Annotated in this window: 22 protein-coding genes; 7 read left to right on the top strand and 15 right to left on the bottom strand. The window is 70.7% G+C overall.

Annotated features, from left to right (window positions below; all coding sequences use genetic code 11):
• Positions 1-50 precede the first annotated feature (50 nt).
• Together VGX25_RS25165 and VGX25_RS25160 are read right to left on the bottom strand one after the other, a co-directional pair.
• Positions 51-458: a VOC family protein gene (locus VGX25_RS25165; RefSeq protein WP_326920366.1), complete on the bottom strand. Its 408-nt coding sequence runs from the start codon at positions 456-458 to the stop codon at positions 51-53.
• 64 nt (positions 459-522) lie between these two features.
• Complete coding sequence (locus VGX25_RS25160; RefSeq protein WP_326920365.1) at positions 523-1293, bottom strand: serine protease; 771 nt, start codon at positions 1291-1293, stop codon at positions 523-525.
• 113 nt (positions 1294-1406) lie between these two features.
• On the opposite strand from VGX25_RS25160, the gene VGX25_RS25155 reads away from it, so the two are divergent.
• The gene (locus VGX25_RS25155) at positions 1407-2267 is read left to right on the top strand and encodes a M15 family metallopeptidase (protein WP_414635956.1); all 861 of its coding nucleotides are present in this window, start codon (positions 1407-1409) and stop codon (positions 2265-2267) included.
• A 48-nt stretch (positions 2268-2315) separates the two neighbouring features.
• Here VGX25_RS25155 and VGX25_RS25150 read toward each other — a convergent pair whose 3' ends face one another.
• Positions 2316-3371 (bottom strand): M48 family metallopeptidase, encoded by a 1056-nt coding sequence (locus VGX25_RS25150; protein WP_326920364.1) that lies wholly within the window; start codon positions 3369-3371, stop codon positions 2316-2318.
• Between the two features lie 108 nt (positions 3372-3479).
• Between VGX25_RS25150 and VGX25_RS25145 the strand changes: the two genes are divergently transcribed.
• Both VGX25_RS25145 and VGX25_RS25140 read left to right on the top strand, forming a co-directional pair.
• Positions 3480-4016 carry a YbhB/YbcL family Raf kinase inhibitor-like protein gene (locus tag VGX25_RS25145; RefSeq protein ID WP_326920363.1) on the top strand — a complete coding sequence of 179 codons (537 nt, stop codon included), beginning with the start codon at positions 3480-3482 and terminating at the stop codon, positions 4014-4016.
• A 75-nt stretch (positions 4017-4091) separates the two neighbouring features.
• On the top strand, positions 4092-4805 hold the full coding sequence (locus VGX25_RS25140; protein ID WP_326920362.1) for a hypothetical protein: 714 nt from the start codon (positions 4092-4094) through the stop codon (positions 4803-4805).
• On the opposite strand, the gene map is transcribed toward VGX25_RS25140, so the two are convergent.
• The 8 genes from map to dxr all read right to left on the bottom strand — a co-directional run bounded on the left by map (position 4792) and on the right by dxr (position 12811).
• Positions 4792-5649 carry a type I methionyl aminopeptidase gene (gene map, locus VGX25_RS25135; protein WP_326920361.1) on the bottom strand — a complete coding sequence of 286 codons (858 nt, stop codon included), beginning with the start codon at positions 5647-5649 and terminating at the stop codon, positions 4792-4794. The two genes, VGX25_RS25140 and map, sit on opposite strands and share 14 nt — an antisense overlap.
• 9 nt (positions 5650-5658) lie before the next feature.
• A complete protein-coding gene (locus tag VGX25_RS25130; protein ID WP_326920360.1) occupies positions 5659-6054 on the bottom strand; it encodes a type II toxin-antitoxin system VapC family toxin in 396 nt (131 codons plus the stop codon).
• Positions 6051-6341: a type II toxin-antitoxin system prevent-host-death family antitoxin gene (locus VGX25_RS25125; RefSeq protein ID WP_326920359.1), complete on the bottom strand. Its 291-nt coding sequence runs from the start codon at positions 6339-6341 to the stop codon at positions 6051-6053. The genes VGX25_RS25130 and VGX25_RS25125 overlap by 4 nt, the downstream gene beginning before the upstream one ends.
• An 18-nt stretch (positions 6342-6359) precedes the next feature.
• Entirely contained in the window at positions 6360-8156 is a 1797-nt protein-coding gene (locus VGX25_RS25120; RefSeq protein WP_326920358.1) for a penicillin-binding transpeptidase domain-containing protein, read from the bottom strand.
• 43 nt (positions 8157-8199) lie between these two features.
• Entirely contained in the window at positions 8200-9054 is an 855-nt protein-coding gene (locus tag VGX25_RS25115; protein WP_326920357.1) for a GNAT family N-acetyltransferase, read from the bottom strand.
• A 126-nt stretch (positions 9055-9180) separates the two neighbouring features.
• A complete protein-coding gene (ispG, locus tag VGX25_RS25110; RefSeq protein ID WP_326920367.1) occupies positions 9181-10314 on the bottom strand; it encodes a flavodoxin-dependent (E)-4-hydroxy-3-methylbut-2-enyl-diphosphate synthase in 1134 nt (377 codons plus the stop codon).
• A gap of 43 nt (positions 10315-10357) precedes the next feature.
• Entirely contained in the window at positions 10358-11581 is a 1224-nt protein-coding gene (locus tag VGX25_RS25105) for a site-2 protease family protein (RefSeq protein WP_326920356.1), read from the bottom strand.
• Between the two features lie 6 nt (positions 11582-11587).
• Entirely contained in the window at positions 11588-12811 is a 1224-nt protein-coding gene (gene dxr, locus VGX25_RS25100; protein WP_326920355.1) for a 1-deoxy-D-xylulose-5-phosphate reductoisomerase, read from the bottom strand.
• 61 nt (positions 12812-12872) lie between these two features.
• Between dxr and VGX25_RS25095 the strand changes: the two genes are divergently transcribed.
• Positions 12873-13133 carry a DUF2631 domain-containing protein gene (locus tag VGX25_RS25095; RefSeq protein WP_326920354.1) on the top strand — a complete coding sequence of 87 codons (261 nt, stop codon included), beginning with the start codon at positions 12873-12875 and terminating at the stop codon, positions 13131-13133.
• Positions 13134-13878: 745 nt separating this feature from the next.
• A complete protein-coding gene (locus VGX25_RS25090; RefSeq protein WP_326920353.1) occupies positions 13879-15321 on the top strand; it encodes a flavin monoamine oxidase family protein in 1443 nt (480 codons plus the stop codon).
• Positions 15322-15330: 9 nt separating this feature from the next.
• Here VGX25_RS25090 and VGX25_RS25085 read toward each other — a convergent pair whose 3' ends face one another.
• Complete coding sequence (locus VGX25_RS25085; RefSeq protein ID WP_326920352.1) at positions 15331-16563, bottom strand: PLP-dependent aminotransferase family protein; 1233 nt, start codon at positions 16561-16563, stop codon at positions 15331-15333.
• Between the two features lie 127 nt (positions 16564-16690).
• A complete protein-coding gene (locus VGX25_RS25080; protein ID WP_326920351.1) occupies positions 16691-17221 on the bottom strand; it encodes a hypothetical protein in 531 nt (176 codons plus the stop codon).
• A gap of 126 nt (positions 17222-17347) precedes the next feature.
• Here VGX25_RS25080 and VGX25_RS25075 point away from each other — a divergent pair, with 126 nt between their 5' ends.
• On the top strand, positions 17348-17650 hold the full coding sequence (locus tag VGX25_RS25075) for a DUF1905 domain-containing protein (protein WP_326920350.1): 303 nt from the start codon (positions 17348-17350) through the stop codon (positions 17648-17650).
• Positions 17651-17932: 282 nt separating this feature from the next.
• On the opposite strand, the gene VGX25_RS25070 is transcribed toward VGX25_RS25075, so the two are convergent.
• Both VGX25_RS25070 and VGX25_RS25065 read right to left on the bottom strand, forming a co-directional pair.
• On the bottom strand, positions 17933-18064 hold the full coding sequence (locus tag VGX25_RS25070; protein WP_326920349.1) for a hypothetical protein: 132 nt from the start codon (positions 18062-18064) through the stop codon (positions 17933-17935).
• A gap of 33 nt (positions 18065-18097) precedes the next feature.
• Complete coding sequence (locus VGX25_RS25065) at positions 18098-19120, bottom strand: aldo/keto reductase (protein WP_414635955.1); 1023 nt, start codon at positions 19118-19120, stop codon at positions 18098-18100.
• Between the two features lie 93 nt (positions 19121-19213).
• Between VGX25_RS25065 and VGX25_RS25060 the strand changes: the two genes are divergently transcribed.
• The gene (locus VGX25_RS25060) at positions 19214-20125 is read left to right on the top strand and encodes a LysR family transcriptional regulator (protein WP_326920347.1); all 912 of its coding nucleotides are present in this window, start codon (positions 19214-19216) and stop codon (positions 20123-20125) included.
• Positions 20126-20137 lie beyond the last annotated feature (12 nt).

The following is a 20137-nucleotide window of genomic DNA, read 5'->3' as shown; positions in this document are numbered from 1 at the left end:
AAGGGGGCCTTCCGCACGGCGGGCGTGCGGAAGGCCCCCTTCATCGTGGTTCAGCCCTGGGTGATGTTGACCATCCAGGCGATGCCGAACTTGTCGATGACCATGCCGAACTCGTCGCCCCACACCTGCTTCTCGAGGGGGACGGTCACGGTGCCGCCGTCGCTGAGCTTCTCCCAGTAGCGCTTCAGGTCCGCGGCGTCGTCGCCGCTGAGGCTGACCGAGATGTTGTTGCCCGGCTTGAGCTCCCACTCGGGCGGCGTGTCCGCGGCCATGAGCGTGAAGCCGGCGTCGGTCTCCAGCTGGGCGTGCATGATCTGGTCCGGGTTCGGCAGGTCCGACATGCCCGCCTCGCCGAACGTGTTCAGCGTCAGGTTGCCGCCGAGCACCTCCCGGTAGAACTCCATGGCCTGCCGGGCGGTGCCGGCGAAGTTGATGTACGGGTTGAGCCGTGATGCCACTGGTCCGCCTCTCCGGATCGTGGAATGGACATTTTGTGCCTCGGGCAGACTAGTCCCACGAGTGTCAGAGGTGCTCGGCGAGCACCTGGGCATAGCTGGCCACCCGGGTGTAGACGCCGAACTTGCCGGGGCGGGCGCAGCCGTCGCCCCAGGAGGCGATGCCGACGAGGGCGCCGCGGATGATCATCGGGCCGCCGGAGTCGCCCTGGCAGGTGTCGACGCCGCCATGGACGTAGCCGGCGCACACCATGGCGTCGGCGGCGAAGTCGCGGTAGGCCCGCGCGCAGTCGGCGTCGGCGACCACGGGCACGGTCGCCCCGAGCAGGTGGTCGGAGGTCGGGCCGCCCTCGGAGGTCCGGCCCCAGCCGAGGACCGTGCTCGGGGTGCCGGGCCGGTACAGCTCGGGGCCGGTGGCCACCGCGGCGGGGCGGAAGCGCAGCCGCCGGGCGAGCGTCAGCACCGCGATGTCGGCGCCGGACCGGACGTCGACGTAGGCCGGGTGCACCCACAGCTGCGTCACCCGCACGACCACCCCGGTGTCGTCCCGCGTCTTGTCGTCGCGCCCGGCCACCACGCGCAGCGCCGCCGGGGTCAGGCCCACGACGCAGTGCGCGGCGGTGACCACCTTGTGGCTGCCGACGAGGGTGCCGCCGCAGAACTGGAACCCGTCCGGCTTGGCCAGGTACACCATGTACGGGTACTGGGCCGTGCTGACCCGGCTGCCGCCCACGATCCGCTCGTCGGCGCGGGCCCCGCCCGCCTGGACGGCGAAGGCCAGCACGACGGCAAGGCTCGCGGCGAGCAACGAACGGGCGGTGCGACGGGTTTCCCCCATGGGCCGATCTCCTCACGCGCGGCGACCCCCGCACACTGCGCCCGCCGCCCGCCCCCGGGCAAATTGACCATGTCACCTGATCGGGTGGAGTTCGGCTGGGGCATGCTGGGTGGGTGCCCGGCGGATCCAGAGCCCTGATCACCACGGCGCTGGCCGGCCTGTTCGTGGCGTGCTCGGCGGCGCCGCCCCCGCCCGACGTCCCCGTACCGCCGCCGCCGACCACCACGACCGCGTCGACCGAACCGACCACGACCACCACGCCCGCGCCGGCACCGGCGCCGGCCTGGCGCGTCGGGGCCAGCCCGCTCCCACGACGCCCGGACGGCTTCGGCGAGGTGCTGCCCACCCCGCCGGAGCTGGTCCGCCGGAGCCTGCCCACGGTGGACCGGCTGCCCCCGCCCGAGGACGGCCGCTACGCCGCCACCGCCGCCCCGGTGCCGGCCGACGTGCTGGCCCGCAGCACCTGGCAGCCCTCCTGCCCGGTGGCCGCCGCGGACCTGCGCTACCTGACGATGCCGTTCTGGGGCTTCGACGGCCGGCCGCACACCGGGGAGATGATCGTCGACGCCCGGGTGGCCGACGGCGTCACGAAGGTCTTCGGCTCGCTGTACGCCGCCCGGTTCCCGATCGAGGAGATGCGGGTGACCAGCCGGCCGGAGCTGGACGCGCCGCCGACCGGGGACGGCAACAACACCACCGCGTTCGTCTGCCGGCCGGCGGTCGGCCAGACCCGCTGGTCCGCCCACGCCTACGGGTTGGCCATCGACCTCAACCCGTTCTGCAACCCGTACGTCCGCGGCAACCTCGTGCTGCCCGAGCTCGCTTCCTCCTATGTGGACAGACGGGATGTCCGGCCCGGCATGGTGTTCCCGGGCGACGGCACCGTGCGGGCGTTCGCCGGAATCGGTTGGAGCTGGGGCGGAAACTGGCGGTCACCGCTGGATCTCCAGCACTTCACCGCCACCGGCAACTAGGCCCGTTCCTTGTCCTGGACCCGCCGGCGGGAACCTCGGATGGGCGGCCTACTGCTGGTCGCCGTCCGTGGAGCCTTCGGACCGGGAGCCGAACCTGCTGAACACCCGGCCGGCCGCGCTGGACACCGTCTCTCCGACGTCGCTCAGGATCTTGATCAGCGGGTCGTTCGACTCCGACCAGGACTCGCGGTAGGACTGCGCCGCCGACTTCAGGTCGTCGCTCCAGTTCTCCTGCGGGGCGTCGTCGTCGCGGCGCAGGTACTGCCCGGCGAGGATGGCCCGGTACTCCTCCGACGCCGCCCACTTCTGCAGCTGCGCCGCGCGTACCACGGCCAGCGGGTGGGTCGTCCAGGTCACGTACCGCAGCTTGTGGATGCTGTCCCGGATGTCCTCGACCGAGTCGTACTCGCTGGCCTGCTGCAGGAACGACGGAATGTCTATTTCGGACGGTGCGGTGCCGCCGGCCATCATGATGTGCGCGCGCAGCGCCGCCGCCGGGTCCTGGCCGCACAGCAGCCCGGCCCGGTCGCAGGACAGCTCGGCCTTGCGGTACCACTCGTACAGCGCGATCAGGATCGCCTGCAGCCCGAGCGACCCGATCGGCATCCAGGCCACCCGCGGCTGCAGGCTGAGCAGGACGTCGATCATCGTGCTGTAGACCGCGTGCCCGGAAAGCACGTGGCCCATCTCGTGGCCGATGACGAACCGCTGCCCCTCGGTGTCGAGCGCCTCGAGCATGCCGGAGCTGAGCAGGATGAACGGCTCGTCGATGCCGATCGTGCGCGCCTGGACCTGCGCGTCCCGGTACACGAACAGGTTCGGCACGGTGTCCAGGTCCAGCGTCTCGGCGCACTCGGTGCGCAGCCGGTCGAGGGTCGGGAACTGGTTGGGCCCAACCCGGATCGCCGACCCCAGCACGATCAGCCGGTAGCTGCGCTCCCGCCAGAACCCGGCGATCGCCTTGAGCACGGTGGCGAAGCTGGGCACGGTGCGAAGGGTCGCCAGCGCGCCCCGGTCGGCCGGATGCTCATACGCCCTCGGGCTGATTCCCGGGAACCTCACGCGCGTCGTCGGGCCATCGACGGTGGTGCCGTCCTCGGTCATGTCCCCTCCCCTTCCCTCGGTCCTAGGGAACAAACCCTACGGCTCCGTCACTAGAGTTGACCCGATCCCAGGGAAAAGATCAGGGAAAACTCAGGGAGGAACCCGAACATGAGTCTCGAGCGCCCGGTCGCACCCGATCCCTACGAGCTGCTTCCCGCGGCCGGCACATTCACCGTGACCTCGACCGACGTCCAGGACGGCCAGCAGTTGGAGCTGACCCACGTGCACGGCAGCGCGGGCGGCAAGAACATCTCGCCGCAATTGTCCTGGAGCGGATTTCCCGAGCAGACCAAGAGCTTCACGGTCACCTGCTTCGACCCGGACGCCCCGATCGTGTCCGGTTTCTGGCACTGGATCGCGGTGAACATCCCGGCGTCGGTGACCGAGCTGGCCGCGGGCGCCGGCGCGGGCGACGACAGCCTGCCCGGCGGCGCCTTCCACGTGCGCAACGACATGGGCAGCCGCGACTACGTCGGGTCGGCCCCGCCCAAGGGTGACATGGTGCACCGCTACTACTTCGTCGTGCACGCCGTCGACGTGGAGGCGCTCGACGTCGACTCCTCCGCCACCCCGGCCGTCGTCGGGTTCAACCTGGCCTTCCACACCCTGGCCCGGGCGATCATCACGCCCACCTACCGGCACTGAGGTGCGGGTTCCCGTGCTGCGCCCGGGGGACCCGCAGGGCGCCACGCCGCTCAAGCCGCCGCCGGCGGGGTGACCGTGGCGCCCACCCTGATCCTGGTGCACAGCCCGTTCCTCGGGCCGGCCAGCCTGCGCCCGCTGGCCGACGCGCTCGCCGGGCACGGCCACCCGACGGCCCTGCTCGACCTGCGGCCCAGCGTGGTCGCCTCCCCGGTGCACCAGATGCTGGTCGGCGTGTTCGCCGATGTGATCGGCGACGCGGGACTCAGCGGCCCGGTGGTGCTGGTGGGCCACAGCGGCGCCGGCCCGCTGCTGCCCGCGTTCGCCGACGCGCTCGAGGAGGGCGTCGCCGGCCTGGTCTACCTCGACGCCGGCCTGCCCACCCCCGGCCGAAGCTGGCGCGACACCGTGCCGCCCGCGCTGTACACCCGGCTGCGCGACGTCTCCCGGGACGGCCTGCTCCCCCGCTGGCGGCACTGGTTCCCCGACGACCCGCTGGACACGCTCGTCGGTGACCCCGCCCTGCGGGCCGAGATCGCCGACGAGGCCCCGGAGGTGCCGCTCGCCTTCCTCAAGGAGGCCCGCCCCGACGTCGAATGGCCCGGCCCCGCCGGCTACGTCCGGCTCAGCGACGCCTACGCCACCGACGCCGACACCGCCGAAGCCCACGGCTGGCCGGTCCGCCGCCTCGACCTGCACCACCTGGCCCCGGCCACCCACCCCGACCCGGTGGCCACGGCCGTTCTCGAGATGCTGACCGAGATGCTCGCCGGCGAGCCTAAGGAAGGGTGAGGATCTCGGCGCCGGTGTCGGTGACGAGGACGGTGTGCTCGAACTGGGCGGTCCAGCTCTTGTCCTTGGTGGTGACCGTCCAGCCGTCGGGCCAGATGTCGTGCTCGATGGCGCCAAGGGTGATCATCGGCTCGATGGTGAACGTCATCCCCGGCTCGATGAGGGTCTCGACGTCCGGCTGGTCGTAGTGCAGGATTACCAGTCCACTGTGGAACGACCGGCCGATGCCGTGGCCGGTGAAGTCCCGGACGACGCCGTAGCCGAACCGCTTGGCGTAGGACTCGATCACCCGGCCGATCACGTTCAGCGCGCGCCCCGGCCGCACCGCCTTGATCGCCCGCATGGTCGCCTCGCGGGTGCGCTCGACCAGCAGCCGGGCCTCCTCGTCGACGTCGCCGGCCAGGAAGGTGGCGTTGGTGTCGCCGTGCACGCCGCCGATGTACGCGGTCACGTCCACGTTGACGATGTCGCCGTCCTCGATCACCGTCGAGTCCGGGATGCCGTGGCAGATCACCTCGTTGAGCGAGACGCAGCAGGACTTCGGGAAGCCCCGGTACCCCAGCGTGGACGGGTAGGCGCCGTTGTCGATCAGGAACTCGTGCACGACCGCGTCGATGTCGTCGGTCAGCGCCCCCGGCTTGACCGCCTTGCCGGCCTCCTCCAGCGCCCGCGCCGCGATCCGGCCGGCCACCCGCATCGCCTCGACGACCTCCGGCGGCTGCACGTGCGGGTCGGTGTTCCTGGCCGGCGCAGGCTTCCCGACGTACTCGGGCCGGGCGATCGCCGGCGGCACGGAACGGCGCGGAGACTGGACACCGGGCTTCAGCGGAGCACGCACGGGCATATCCCCACCCTACGACGCCCCCGGCGCCGCGACCGGCAACCCGGCCTGCTCGGCCGCCGCGAGCAACCGCTTGTCGTACGCGACAAACGCCACCAGCTCGCGTCGCAGGCGCAAAGCCGATGTCAGATGGATTGCGTCGAGCGATTTCAGCGGATAGACCAGGTCTCCCGCATCATCGAGTAGCTCGTTGCCGAGCGGCATCAGCGCCAGACCGCTGATCATGTCCCGTGCCCTGGCGATTCGCGCACTCCCCCGCCCGGCAACCGCTCTCCGCAGTTCGACCCGAGCCAGTGCGCTGCTCGTCCGGATCGCTTGTCCCTGGTTCGCCAACCACGCAACGAGTTGCGCGCTCTCAGACTCTTCGAGAACAAGCTTCACCAACGCGGAGGTATCGAAGTAGATCAATACCGTTCCTCGTCGCGCATCTGCTGCAGTACCTCCGACAGTGGGGTTTCGCCGGGGCGCAGCGGAAGTGGCGGTTCAAGCCATGCCTTGCGGTCGGGATCCTCTGCGGGGATCAGCTCGCCCCGCGCGACCATTTCCTCGTACAGCGACCGCTCAACCCGCGGCGGAGGCACCAACGCGGCCACCGGCGTGCCTCGATCCGTGACCGTGAACGACTCACCCGCGGCCACGCGGCGCAGGTACTTGCTGGCGTTCTGGCGCAGCTCGCGGACGCCGATCGTCTCCATGTGCAACATGGTAGCACATCAGCGCAGGGCGCTGAGGAAACGGGAGGTGGCCTGGACGGCGCGCAGCGACTCGCCGGCGTCGGTGATCAGGACGGCGAACGCGAGGTCGCCCTGGTAGCCGGCGAACCAGCCGTGCGCGTGGGTGCCGTCGCCGAACTGCGCGGTGCCGGTCTTGCCGCGCACGTCGGGGAAGCCGGCCAGCGCCCCGGCCGTGCCGACCGTGACCACCTCGCGCATCATCTCGCGCAGCGCGGTCAGCACCGGCGCCCGGATGGGCTCCGGGCTGGCATCGGCCGTGGTCTCGGTTCCGCGCACCAGCACCGGCCTCGGCATGGCGCCGGTGGCCACCGTGGCCACCGCGACCGCCATGCCGAACGGGCTGGCCACCACCTTGCCCTGACCGAACCCGTCCTCGGCGCGCTCGACCCGGCCCGCGGCCGGCGGCACCGAGCCGGTGACCGTGGTGATCCCCGGGATCACGAAGTCGACCCCGATGCCGAGCTTGCGGGCCGCGTTGGTCAGCTCGTCCGGCGCCATGTCGGCGGCCAGCGTGGCGAACGTCGTGTTGCAGGAGAAGGCGAACGCGGAGTGCAGCGGGATCGTGCCCTTGTCGAACTTTCCGCTGTTCGGGATCGGGCGGCCGTCGATCGTGGTGGTGCCGGGGCAGCCGACCGCGGTGTCCGGGGCGACCTTGCCCGACTCCAGCGCCGCGGCCGCCGTCGCGATCTTGAACGTGGAGCCCGGCGGGTAGCGCCCGGACAGCGCGAGCCCGCCCTCGGCGTCCGCGGCGGCGTTCTGGGCGACGGCGAGCAGCTCGCCGGTGGACGGCTGGATCGCCACGATCATCGCGGGGGTCTGCGCCGACTCGATCGCCGCCTGGGCCGCGTTCTGCACGGACCGGCTCAGCATGGCGGTCACCGCTTGGGCCGGCTCGGCGGCCTTGGCGAACAGCTCCTCGACCTCCGCGCCGTTGACATCGACCGTGACAACGCGCCAGCCGGACTTGCCGGAGATCTTGTCCTCGATCAGCTTGCGGATGCCCGGCAGCACCTGCGTGGCCAGCTTCTTGTCGGTGGCCAGCAGCCGCGGCGCCGAGGTGAACCGGACCCCGGGCAGGTCGTAGATCTCCGGCTTGACCTGCTCGTAGTCGGCGCTGCGCAGGGCGGCGACCTGATACGGCTGGCCGTCGGGGGCCTTCGCGGACTCGTCGACGATCGACTGCCGGGTGATCGTCTGGTCGAACGCCGACAGCGACTCGGCCAGCGTGCCGGCCACCGCATTCACGTCACCGGCCTTCTTGGCGTCGAGCAGCACCGACACCACCCGGTCCGGCTCGAGCAGCACCTCGCCGTCGCGGTCGAGCACCGGGGCCAGCGTCGGCTGCTGCACCTGCACGGCGATGGACTGCTGCTCGGCCAGCCTCGGGTGGATCGCGGCGGGGGTCCAGTGCACCTTCCACCGGTCGTCCTCGGTGCGCAGCTCCAGCGCGCCGTCGTAGCGCCAGGTGCGGCTCGTGCCGAGGTCCCAGGTCATGGTGAAGGCGGCCCTGGCGGTGGCGGCGCCCTCGGTGGCGTCCACCCTGGTCAGCTCGGCGGTGACCGCGGCCGGTTTGAGGGTCTCGCGCACCTTGTCCATGAGCTTGCGCGCGGAGTCGGCCGAGTCGGTCTGGGTCGAGGCGCCCGCGGTGTCCCCGGCGGCGAACATGGCCAGGAACTGGCGGGCGGTGGCGTCCGGCCCTGGGCTGTCCGAGCCGAACAGGCCGCAGCCGGAGACGCCGGCGAGCAGCACGACCGCGAGGATCGGGATAAGGCGCACGGCGGGAGTATGCCGGCTGCGATTGCCGGGATGGGTGAGGTTCCTAGAACAGGACCGTGGCGTACTCGCCGACCTGCTTGAACCCGATCCGGGTGTACGCCGCGCGGGCGGCCAGGTTGTAGGAGTTGACGTACAGGCTTGCCGTCCGGCCCATCGACCGGACAAGCCGGTCGACCACGGCGGCCGTGCCCGCCGCGCCCAGCCCGTGGCCGCGCCGGTCGGGGTGCACCCACACCCCCTGGATCTGACCGACCACATTGGAAAGCGCGCCGATCTCGGCCTTGTACACCACGTCGCCGCCCTCGAACCGGGCGAACGCCCGACCCGTCGCGATCAGCTCGGCGACCCTGGCCCGGTAGCTGATCCCGCCGTCCCCGGCCCGCGGATCGACGCCGACCTCCTCGATGAACATGGCCACCGCCGCCGGCAGGTACCGGTCGAGCTCGTCCGGCCGCACCGGCCGCACCAGCGGATCCGGCGCCACCTTCGGCGCGGCCATGGTGGCCATGAGGGGCTGCTGGGGCCGGATCTCCCTCGGCGGGCCCCAGTCCAGCTGCAGCTCCTCCCAGATGCCGAGCACCTGCTCGGACGGGCCCACCACCGACGAGCAGGTGCGCCGCCGGCTCAAGGCCCGGTCGGCGAACGCTCGAAGGGCCGAGCGTTTCCCGTGCAGCGGGATTAGATTGGGACCGGCGAAGCACAGACCGTCCAGCCGGTGCGTCCGGCCACGCGGCTCACACCCCCACAGTTCGCCGCCGAGTCGCCAGGGATCCATGCCCAGCGAGTCGATCCTCGCCGCGACCATGCACGACGCCACGGGGTCCGCCGTGAGCAGCGACCGCACGGCGATGCGGTCACGTTCGTCGAGCAGTCGCGCACCTCCAGCAAGCCGCAACACAACTTCCAGCGTGCCAGATAACCGCACTTTTGCGAAAACCCTGTCGCCTCGTTCCTCGGCGACAGGGCAGTGCTCGACGGTTCGCTCGGTGACTCCGGACCGTGTCCGGAGCGATGCAGGCTCCAGCTACCCGACGGTGACCACGGGCTCCCCGGCCTGGGCGGACTCGCCGAGCTCCTCGGCGATCCGCATGGCCTCCTCGATCAGGGTCTCCACGATCTGGTGCTCCGGCACGGTCTTGATCACCTCGCCGCGCACGAAGATCTGGCCCTTGCCGTTGCCCGACGCCACGCCGAGATCGGCCTCGCGCGCCTCGCCGGGGCCGTTGACCACGCAGCCCATCACGGCGACCCGCAGCGGGACCTCCATGCCCTCAAGGCCCGCGGTCACCTCGTCGGCCAGCCTGTACACGTCCACCTGCGCCCGGCCGCACGACGGGCACGACACGATCTCCAGCTTCCGCGGCCGCAGGTTCAGCGACTGCAGGATCTGGGCGCCGACCTTGACCTCCTCCACCGGAGGCGCGGACAGCGAGACCCGGATCGTGTCCCCGATCCCCTGCCGCAGCAGCGCCCCGAACGCCACCGCCGACTTGATCGTTCCCTGGAACGCCGGCCCGGCCTCGGTCACCCCGAGGTGCAGCGGGTAGTCGCACTGCTCGGCGAGCAGCTCGTAGGCCCGGATCATGACCACCGGGTCGTTGTGCTTGACCGAGATCTTGATGTCGTGGAAGTCGTGCTCGGCGAACAGCGAGCACTCCCACAGCGCGGACTCGACCAGCGCCTCCGGGGTGGCCTTGCCGTACTTGGCCAGCAGCCGCGGATCCAGCGAGCCGGCGTTGACCCCGATCCGGATCGGCGTGCCGTGGTCGCGCGCGGCGGCGGCGATCTCGGCGACCTTGTCGTCGAACTTCTTGATGTTGCCGGGGTTCACCCGGACCGCCGCGCAGCCCGCCTCGATCGCGGCGAACACGTACTTCGGCTGGAAGTGGATGTCGGCGATCACCGGGATCTGCGACTTGCGGGCGATGGCCGGCAGCGCGTCGGCGTCGTCCTGCGACGGGCAGGCCACCCGCACGATGTCGCAGCCGGCGGCGGTCAGCTCGGCGATCTGCTGCAGGGTGGCGTTGACGTCCGCGGTGACCGTGGTGGTCATGGACTGCACCGAGATCGGGTGCTCGCTGCCCACGCCGACCTTGCCGACCATCAGCTGGCGGGTAGGGCGCCGCGGCGCCAGAACGGGCGGGGGCGTCGCCGGCATCCCCAGCATGATGCGGTCGGTCACGGGTACAAGGCTACTTGCGCTACTGGCCGATCCTGATCGGGTTCACCAGATCGGCTGTCACTGTGAGTAGAACCACCGCGCCACCGAGGAAGACCACGACCATGGTGACCGCGGTCAGCTTCGTGTAGTCGACCGGGCCGCCCGGCGCAAGGCCGCGCAGCTTGCGCACCCAGTCCCGGACCTTCTCGTAGAGGGTCACCGCGATGTGCCCGCCGTCCAGCGGCAGCAGCGGCAGCAGGTTGAACACGCCGACGAAGAAGTTCAGGCTGGCCAACACCAGCAGGAACAGCTCCCAGATCCCCCGCTCGACGGCGTCGCCGCCGATGATGCTGGCGCCGACCACGCTGACCGGCGTGTCCGGGTCGCGCTCGCCGCCGCCGATCGCCTCGACCACCTTCGGGATCTTCTGCGGGAACGCCAGCAATCCCTGCCAGGTGCGGACGAACATGTCGCCGGTGAACGAGGCCGCCCCGCCGAACGCGCCGACCGCGTCGTAGTGGTACACGGGCGTGCTGCGCACCCCGATCGCGCCGACCGTGACCACCCTGTTGTCGTCCGCGCCGGGCCTTGCGTCCGCGGCGACCCGCTGCACCTGCGGGATGTCGACGGTGACCGTGCGGTCCACGCCGTCGCGGCGCAGCACGAACGTGTGCGCCCCGCGCAGGTCCTTGACCTTCGCGACGACCTCGGTCCAGGTCGCCGTGCGCTGCCCGTCGATGCTGATGATCTCGTCGCCGGGCTGGATGCCCGCGTCCCGCGCCGGATAGCGGTCACCCGGCGTGCACGGCGCGAACTCGAAGGTCTTCGGGTCCTGGCTGGCCGCGGCGCAGTCGGTCGCGCTGATCACCGGGGTGCCGGCCACGTTGGGCAGCCCCATGCCGACCGCCATGAAGTACAGGATCAGAAAGCCGAGGATGAAGTGGGTGATCGAGCCGGCGCTCATCACCACGACCCGCTTCCAGACCGGGAAGCGCCACATCGCCCTCGGCGCCTCGGCCGCGCTGACGTGGTCCAGCGCGGTCATGCCGGCGATGTCGCAGAACCCGCCGAGCGGGATGGCCTTGAGGCCGTACTCGGTCTCGCCCCTGCGGAACGACCAGAGCCTCGGGCCGAAGCCGATGAAGTACCGGCGCACCTTCATGCCGAACCACTTGGCGGTCAGCATGTGACCCGCCTCGTGCAGGGCGACCGACACGCAGATGCCCAGCGCGAACAGCGCAACCCCGAGGATCCAGACGAGCACGTTCAGTCAGTCCCTTCCCAGCCGGACGGAGTCGGCCAGCAGCTCGCGGGCGTGGGCACGCGCCCACCGCTCGGCCGCGAGCACCTCGTCGACGTCACCGGGATCGGCCCGCCACCCGTCCGCGTCGTCGAGCACCCGGCTCACAGTGTCCACAATGGCTGTGAAACCGGTGTCGCCTTCCTGGAAGGCGGCGACCGCCTCCTCGTTCGCCGCGTTGTACACCGCCGGCAGGCAGCCCCCGGCCTCGCCGGCCTGCCTGGCAAGCCGCACGGCCGGGAACGTCTCGTGGTCGAGCGGCTCGAACGTCCACGCGGCCGGCGCGCCGAAGTCGCAGGCCCTTGCCGCGCCGGGCACCCGATCCGGCCAGCCGAGGGCCAGCGAGATCGGCAGCCGCATGTCCGGCGGGCTGGCCTGCACCAGCGTCGAGCCGTCGACGAAGGTGACCATCGAGTGCACGATCGACTGCGGGTGCACCACCACGTCGATGCGCTCGTACGGGATGCCGAACAGCAGGTGCGCCTCGATCAGCTCCAGCCCCTTGTTCACCAGCGTCGCCGAGTTGATCGTGATGACCGGGCCCATGTCCCACGTGGGATGCGCCATCGCCTCCGCGACCGTGACCCCCGCCAGCTCCTCGGCCCGCCGCCCGCGGAACGGCCCGCCGGACGCCGTGATCACCAGGCGGGCCACCTCGTCGGCGTGCCCGCCGCGCAGGCACTGGGCGATGGCCGAATGCTCGGAGTCCACCGGAACGATCTGCCCCGGCCGCGCCGCCTTGAGCACCAGCGGCCCCCCGGCGATCAGCGACTCCTTGTTGGCCAGCGCCAGCGTCGCCCCCGTGCCGAGGGCGCGCAGCGTCGGCTCGAGCCCGCGGGACCCGGTGATCCCGTTGAGCACCACGTCGGCCGGGCTCGTGGCGATCAGCTCACCGACGGCGTCCGGGCCGGCCAGGATCCGCGGCAGCGCGAACTCGCCCCGCTCAAAGCCGCGACGCTGAGCCTCGGCGTACAGCGCGAGCTGCAGATCCTCCGCGGCCGTCGACCGGGTCACGGCGATCGCCGAGGCATGACACCCCAGCGCCTGCGCCGCCAGCGCCGCCGGATCACCCCCGCCCGCGGCCAGCCCGACCACCTCGAACCGCTCGGGATTGGCCGCCACCACGTCCAGCGCCTGGGTGCCGATCGAGCCGGTCGACCCCAGCACCAGGACACTGCGCTTGGGATGAGTCATCGGCTCACATTGTCCCTGATTACGATGGAGCGGCACTCACCCGGAGCACCATGGAGGGAACGTGGCAGGCTCTCAGCTCGAGAAGCGGCCGGCAAACGCCGTCGACCCGCGGGACGAGCCGTCCGCCGAATGGGGCTGGCACGGCGGCTTCCCCCTCGGCACCCGCATCGCCGGCTGGTTCGTCGCCGCCGTCATGTTCCTCATGCTCATCGGCAACCACACCGGCCGCACCGAAGACGTCTGGCTCATCGGCATCGGCACCGGAATGGTCATCGTCCTGGTCTGGGACCGAATCCGCGCCCGCACGTCCTGGCGGAGGTAGGGCTGGGTTAAAGAGGGCGGTCGGGGGCCGGGGCCAGTGGGTGGGCCGGGGGCCGGGCCGGTGGGCGCATGGCATCCGGAGGGGTTGGGTGTCGTTGGCGGGCGCCGGTTGGCGGGGTGGGGCGCGCCGGCTCGCCGGGGGGTTGAGTGCCGTTGGCCGCCGCCGGGTTGGCCGGGGCGACGTCCCGGCGGAGTCCGGTGCCGGCCGCATGCCCGCGCAGAGCCCGCGGTGGAACCGGGGGCGTGTCACCGGATCTACATGAAGGCGTAACACAGCTACCTGAGCGCGGGACACAGCCGGGATACCGGTCCCCGCCGGGCGTGTCTCGCCTTCCGGCAGGCATGGTCGGCGCTCGTGCAGCGTGTGACGCGTTCCGGCAGCCGACTGTGCCGGAGCCAGGATTGGCCGGGCGGGGCGCGGCCGGTTCACCGGGAGTGAGTGTCGTGGGCGGGCGCCGGTTGGCCGGGCTATCCCGCGCACTATCCATTGTGGACATTGCGGTGGGGCTACCTTCATCGCATTTTTGTCGACTCCGGCCGACCGGTCGTTACCTTCGGGGAGAACCGCACTTTGGGGGCGAAATTGCGTTCCGTAACGGCCGAAAGGGGGGCGCTGCGAACTTGGCGCGGATTGTAGTCGGGAAAATCACTCGTTCGGGTGGTGGTTGGCATCCGTACGAGTAGTACGGTCTGTGGATAGCGCGCGCCTTGTGACCTCGCCAAAAGGGTTGTGGAGGAGGCTGTTCATGGCGCTGGAGACTCTGGATCTACTCAAGGAAGGGCTGCCGGACGCCGGTGCCGGCGCGCGTCGGGTGGTGATTGTTGGCGCCGGCATGGCCGGGCTTACCGCTGGGTTGCTGTTGAAGGGTGCGGGGCACGAGGTAACGATTTTGGAGGGGCAGAATCGGCTCGGGGGGCGCATTCTCACCTATCGTGGGTTTGCCGGTGACATGTACGGCGAGTTCGGGGCGATGCGCTTTCCGTTGCAGCATCCTATGGTGCGGTGGTTGATTCAGGACAAGTTCAAGTTGGACACGAAGCCGTTCCCGATGTACGACGAGGACTCCTTCATATTTTTGCAGGGTAAGGGAGTCCGGCGTAGCGAGTTTCGGGCGGACATGTTCGATTTTGATCTGGCCCCGGGCGAGCTGGACAAGACGCCGCACGATCTTCTCAAGGAGACGATGCGACCGCTCATCGACATCATGGCGCACGAGGATCAGACCACCGCGTGGAAGCGGCTGCTGGGCGAGTATGACAAGTATTCGCTGCTGAGCTACCTCAAGGAGCGTGGCCTCAGCGACGGGGCGCTGTCGGTGCTCGGGCCGCTGTTCAACCTGGAGGGTCGGTACCACTTCTCCCTGCTGGAATGGTTCCTGCACTACTACGAGGACGTGTTCGGCAAGCTGGTCTACATTGTCGCCGGAGCCGACGCGCTGCCGAGGGCCTTCGAGCCGGAGCTGATGGAGAACATCAGGCTGGGCGCTCAGGCATATGCTATCGAGCAGGACGACGCGGGTGTCAGGGTTCATTTCCGGACGGGCCGGAACATGAAGACCATTGTGGCCGACGAATGCATCGTGACGGTGCCGCTGTCCAGCCTCCGGCACATGGAGATAGCGGGCCTTGACCCGGGCAAATGGTACGCGATCAGGAATACGTACTACGGGCGGGCGCACAAGCTGTTCATGCAGTTCAGCGAGCGCTGGTGGGAAAGCCAGTACGGTATCACCCACGGGCTCAGCGTCACCGATCTGGCCATCCGCAACATCGTCTACCCGCCGGCCGGTCAGGACCGCCGGCTCAAGAAGGGGGTCATGATCGCTTCCTACTGCTGGGAGCAGGACAGCATGCCCTACACGCCCCTGGCCGAGGAGGAGTGCATCGCCCAGGCCCTCGAGGACCTGACCAAGATCCACCCGGAGGCCCGGGACACGTTCGAGTTCGGCGTCTACAAGGACTGGGCGCTCGACTGGTTCGCCTGCGGCATCGGCCCCCTGTTCCGCCCCTTCGAGATGAGCGAACGCTTCTACCACGACGTGATCCGCCCGGTGGGCCGCGTCTGGTTCGCCAACGACGCCTGCGACCGTCGCCACCGCCGCTGGGTGGAGGGCGCGCTGAAGGCCGCCGTCAAGAACGCCTACGCCATCCATACCGGCATGCGCAACGAGATCCCCTGGGAAGACTGACGCGGCCGGTCACCCGGGCTGGATGGCGAGGGACAGGCGGCGGATGCCTTCGTCGATGTCGGGCTCGGTGATTCGGCTGAAGGACAGCCTCAGGTACTCGTGGTCGACGCGCTCGGGGAAGAAGCCGGCGCCGGGGACAAAGGCGACGTTGCGGTCGCGGGCGCGCAGGGCCAGGTCGGTCGTGTTGACGCCGGGGACGTGCAGCCAGGTGAAGAAGCCGCCGGTGGGCTCGGTCCAGGTGACGCCAGGGGGCAGGTGCGCGCGCAGGGAGCGGAGGGTCGCCCGGCCGCGGTTGCGGTAGAGGGCACGGGCCCGGACCAGTTGGGCTTCGTAGTGGCCCTCGCGGAGGAACTCCTCCACCATCCGCTGCCCGAGCGCTCCGGCGCACTGGTCGGAGTTCTGCTTGGCGACGGCCAGCTGGGCGATCACCTCGGCCGGGCCGGCCGCCCAGCCGAGCCGCACGCCGGGGATGATCGTCTTGGAGAACGTGCCGATCTGCACGGTCACCTCCGGGTCGAGCGCCCATAGGCTGGGCTGGCGGAACCCGTCGAAGCTCAGCTCGCGGTAGGCGACGTCCTCGACGATCAGCACGCCATGGTGCCGGCACAACCGGACCAAGGCCTCGCGCCGCGCCAGGGACATCGTGCGGCCGCTGGGGTTCTGATGCTCGGGGATGGTGTAGAGGAGCTTGGGCCGCGCGCCGGTGGCCAGCATCGCGGCGAAGGCGTCGACGTCCAGGCCGTCGGAGTCCATCGGCACGCCGCGCAGGGTGGCGCCGAAATCGCCGAACCCCGACACGGCGCCGACGTAGCTGGGCTCCTCCAGCGCCACCACGTCCGCCGGGTCGACGAGGCTCTTGGCCAGCAGAGTGATGGCGTCGATGCCGCCGCTGGTCACCATGAGCTCGCCGGGCCCGGGACGGATTCCCTCCCGCTGAAGGAGAAGCTCGCCGAAGACGTCCAGCGTGCTTGCGATGCCCTCGCTTGGCGAGTACTGCAGGGCCACCCGGACGTCGTCGGTCAGCAGCCGGTCGAGGATCGACGCCAACGCCTCGGTGGGAAAGACCTCCGGGTCCGGGAAACCGCCGGAAAAGTTGATCACGCCGGAGGCATTCGCCAGCGCGAGGATGCCGCCGATGACGTCGCTGTGGCCGGCCGTGCGCCGGGCCAGCCGGCCGGACCAGTCGATCCGTTCGGTCGTCCCGCCCGGTGGGGCGGCGAGGGTGGACGGGCGATCGACCATGTGTGCCTCCCGGTCATGCTTCAGCTGCACCCTTGCGGCAAGCATCTTGGCTCCTAGCATGACCGAGTGGTTGACGAGCGGTGCTCCGAGCTCGTGCGGCGGCCTCGGCGTCCGATGCCGTGGCGTTCTACGAGGGATTGTGCGGCTCTGACAGGCGGTCAGGGGCGCCGGCCCCGGCGAGCCGAACCGGGTGCTGACACGCGTCTGCGACCTGTTCGAGACGGTGCCACTGAGGCCGGCCGGCCAGTTGGCGGTCATGGCCGGGGTCCTGGTCGAGGACGGCGCCGACCCGGCGCCTCGACCGCGTGCTGCCCCGGTCGACGTCGTGCGCGCTGCGGCGGGCCTGGTCGGCCAGCGCGCGGAAGCGGTGTGCGTCCACCCGCACGGGATCCGCGCGCAGCACGTACCCGCCGCGCTCTCTGGTCAACTCGGCCGTGTCCAGCGCGGCCCGCAGCCGGGAGACGTTCACCCGGATCGCATGCCGGGCCGTCGCCGGCGGGCCGCCCGGGCAGCACAGGTCCACCAGCCGGTCGACGGTGACGACCCGGTTGACCTCCACGGCCAGCACGGCGAGCACGAACCGCTGCTGGCGAGGTCCGACGTCCACCTGCGTGCGGTCCCGCCACACCTGCACCGGCCCCAGCAGCCGAATGTCCACGATCGTGTCCTTCGCCCCGGTGACAGTCCCGGCGACCAGCCCATACCGCCGGTGGCCGGCCCGAAAAGGGCCCGGCCGGTCCGGGACCGGCCGGAGGATGTCGGCGCGGCATGTGATGCTGCGGGCATGGTCGTGGAGTTCGATGCCGAGCTGTGGATCTGGGATGCCCGGCGGGACGACAGCTGGACCTTCGTCAGCCTGCCCACCGAGGCGTCCGAGGAGATCCGCGAGCTGGCCGACGGACCGCGTCGCGGGTTCGGCTCGCTGCGCGTCAAGGTCACCATCGGCGCCAGCACGTGGACGACCTCGATCTTCCCGGACGGCACTCGAGGCAGCTACGCGCTGCCCATCAAGCGCGCCGTCCGCAAGGCCGAATCCCTCGAAGCCGGTGACGTCGCGACCGTCACCGTCGAGCTGCTCGACCTGTGACCGCCGCGCCCGGCGGCCGATGTGGGCAGGATTGGGCAAGAGTTCGCTGGTTTTGGGTGCCGGCCACCCGAACCGACTTGGTTACGGGATGCTGGCCGAGCACGCCGACGGCTGGCCGAGCGCGGCCACCGCCGACGTCTCCCCGGACGGCCCGGCGCCGGCCCCGGACGCTGCGGAGGTGCGCGAGGCGGATGAGCGGCAACCCGTGCCGCTGCGGCGCATACCCGTCGATCGTGCGTGCGGTGCTGGAAGCCGCGGAGGTGGCGGGGTGAGGGAGTTCGCCTACCGGCGGGCCACCGAGGTCCGCGAGGCGCTGGTCGCGGGCGGCGCCGGCACGCGGTATCTCGGCGGCGACACGAACCTGCTCGACCTGATGAAGCTCGGCGTCGAGACGCCCGCGCGGCTGGTGGACATCGGGCGGCGATACCGATGTCCATCGGGTTCGCCTCAGTTCGTGAGGCCGAGGCGGGCGAGGGTCTCGTGTGGGAAGCCGAGGTCGACGGCGCTGGCTTCGTCCAGTGTGGACAGATGGTCGGCGTCGAGCTCGAGCTCCAGCGCGCCGAGGTTGTCCTCGAGCTGCGCGCCGGTCCGCGCGCCCACGAGGGACGCCACGACGGCGGGGTTGCGCAGCGTCCAGGCGAGCGCGACCCGGGAGGGCGTGGTGGCGAGCTCGGTGGCGACATCGCGCACGACCTCGGCGATGTCGAGCCCGCGCGCGGTGAGGAACCCGTTGCCCACGGCCTGGTCCTTGCGGGTGAACTGCCCGCTCCCCGCGCCGCTACCGGTGCCGTTGTCGGGTTCGAGGTCGGCGCGGCGGTACTTGCCGGTGAGCACGCCACCGGCGAGTGGCGACCACGGTATGACCCCTAGCCCCATGGTCTGGGCCATCGGGATGAGATCGCGCTCGACTGTCCGTTCGACGAGGTTGTAGGGGATCTGCAACGCCACCAGCGGCGCCCAGCCCCGCAGCTCGGCGATCGCCTGCATGCGCGACACCTGCCAGGCGGGGATGTCGGAGATGCCGACGTAGAGCACCTTGCCGGCGCGTACCAGGTCGTCCATCGCCCGCAGCACCTCCTCGACAGGGGTCGCGCCGTCCCAGATGTGCAGGTAGAGCAGGTCGACGTAGTTGGTGCCCAAGCGGCGCAAGCTGTCCTCGACCGAGCGGACCATGCTCTTGCGGGAGTTGCCGCCGGAGTTCGGGTCGCCCGGACGCATCGGCATCGAGTACTTCGTGGCCAGCACCAGCTCCTCGCGCCGGCCGCGCGCGAACTCGCCGACCATCTCCTCCGCGGTCCCGTCGGCGTACCCGTTGGCGGTGTCGACGAAGTTCCCGCCCCGGCCGACGTAGGTGTCGAAGATCGCCCGCGCCTCGTCGGTGTCCGTGCCCCAACCGAACGTCATCGTCCCCAACGCCAGCGGCGACACCCGCAGCCCCGAGCGTCCCAGCAGCCGATACGAATCCAGCACGCCGCAAAGTCTGGTGGCGAACCCGGGTTTGATCAACGACGACATCTGCAACAATCGATAACCACAGCGCATGGATCTTCCCGGGGTGGCTGAGTGGACTTCCCGCAGATCGAGGCATTTCTCGTCCTCTGCGACGAGCTGCACTTCGGGCGAACCGCCGAGCGTCTGCACGTGTCCCAGCCGAGGGTCAGCCGCCTCGTCGCAGCCCTGGAGTCCACGATCGGTGGCGCGCTGTTCGACCGCACCAGCCGGCGGGTCACACCCACGCCGCTCGGCGCGCGGCTCCGTGACGAGCTCGCCCCCGCCTACCAGCAGCTGACCGCCGCGCTGACCGCGGCTCGTACCGCCGCCCGGTCTCCGGCCGGGCTCCTGCGGCTCGGGTTCGCGGCCACGACGGCCGTCCCCGCCGTCGACCAGCTGGTCACCGCATTCGAACAGGCCCAACCCGACTGCACCGTTTCGCTGCACGAGGTGCCCCTCGTCGACTCGTACACTCCGCTGCGATCCGGCGAGATCGACATGCTGGTGTGCTGGCTCGTCCTCGATGAACCCGACCTCACCCGCGGCCCGACCATCGCGGAGTATCCGCGCGTGCTGGCCGTCGCCGCTGATCACCCACTGGCCCACCGGCAGAGCGTGTCGGTCGAAGTGCTCGGCGACTACCCGGTGCCGAACTGGGCGTACCAGGGCACCGCCGACCGCGTCCGGCAAGCCATGGTGCCCTCACACACGCCGTCCGGGCGCCCCGTTCGCGTACATCCCACCGCAATCCGCACCGTCGCCGAGACAGCCAGCCTCATCGCCCGCGGCCAGGTCGTGGCGCCCACCGTGACATCCATGCGGAACCGCTTCGGAAACGACCAGATCGCACTCGTCCCGATCCACGACCTACCACCCATGCCGCTCGGGCTCGTCTGGTGCACCTCCCACGAAAACACCCGAATCCGCGCACTGGCACACCTCGCCGAAACCGCCGGCCCGGTCCGCGATCACATCGCGCGATGACACTCCGCCACC

It is taken from the genome of Actinophytocola sp., assembly GCF_035942955.1.
Taxonomy (GTDB): Bacteria; Actinomycetota; Actinomycetes; order Mycobacteriales; family Pseudonocardiaceae; genus DASYTH01.
This window is presented reverse-complemented; position numbering and strand designations above follow the sequence as displayed.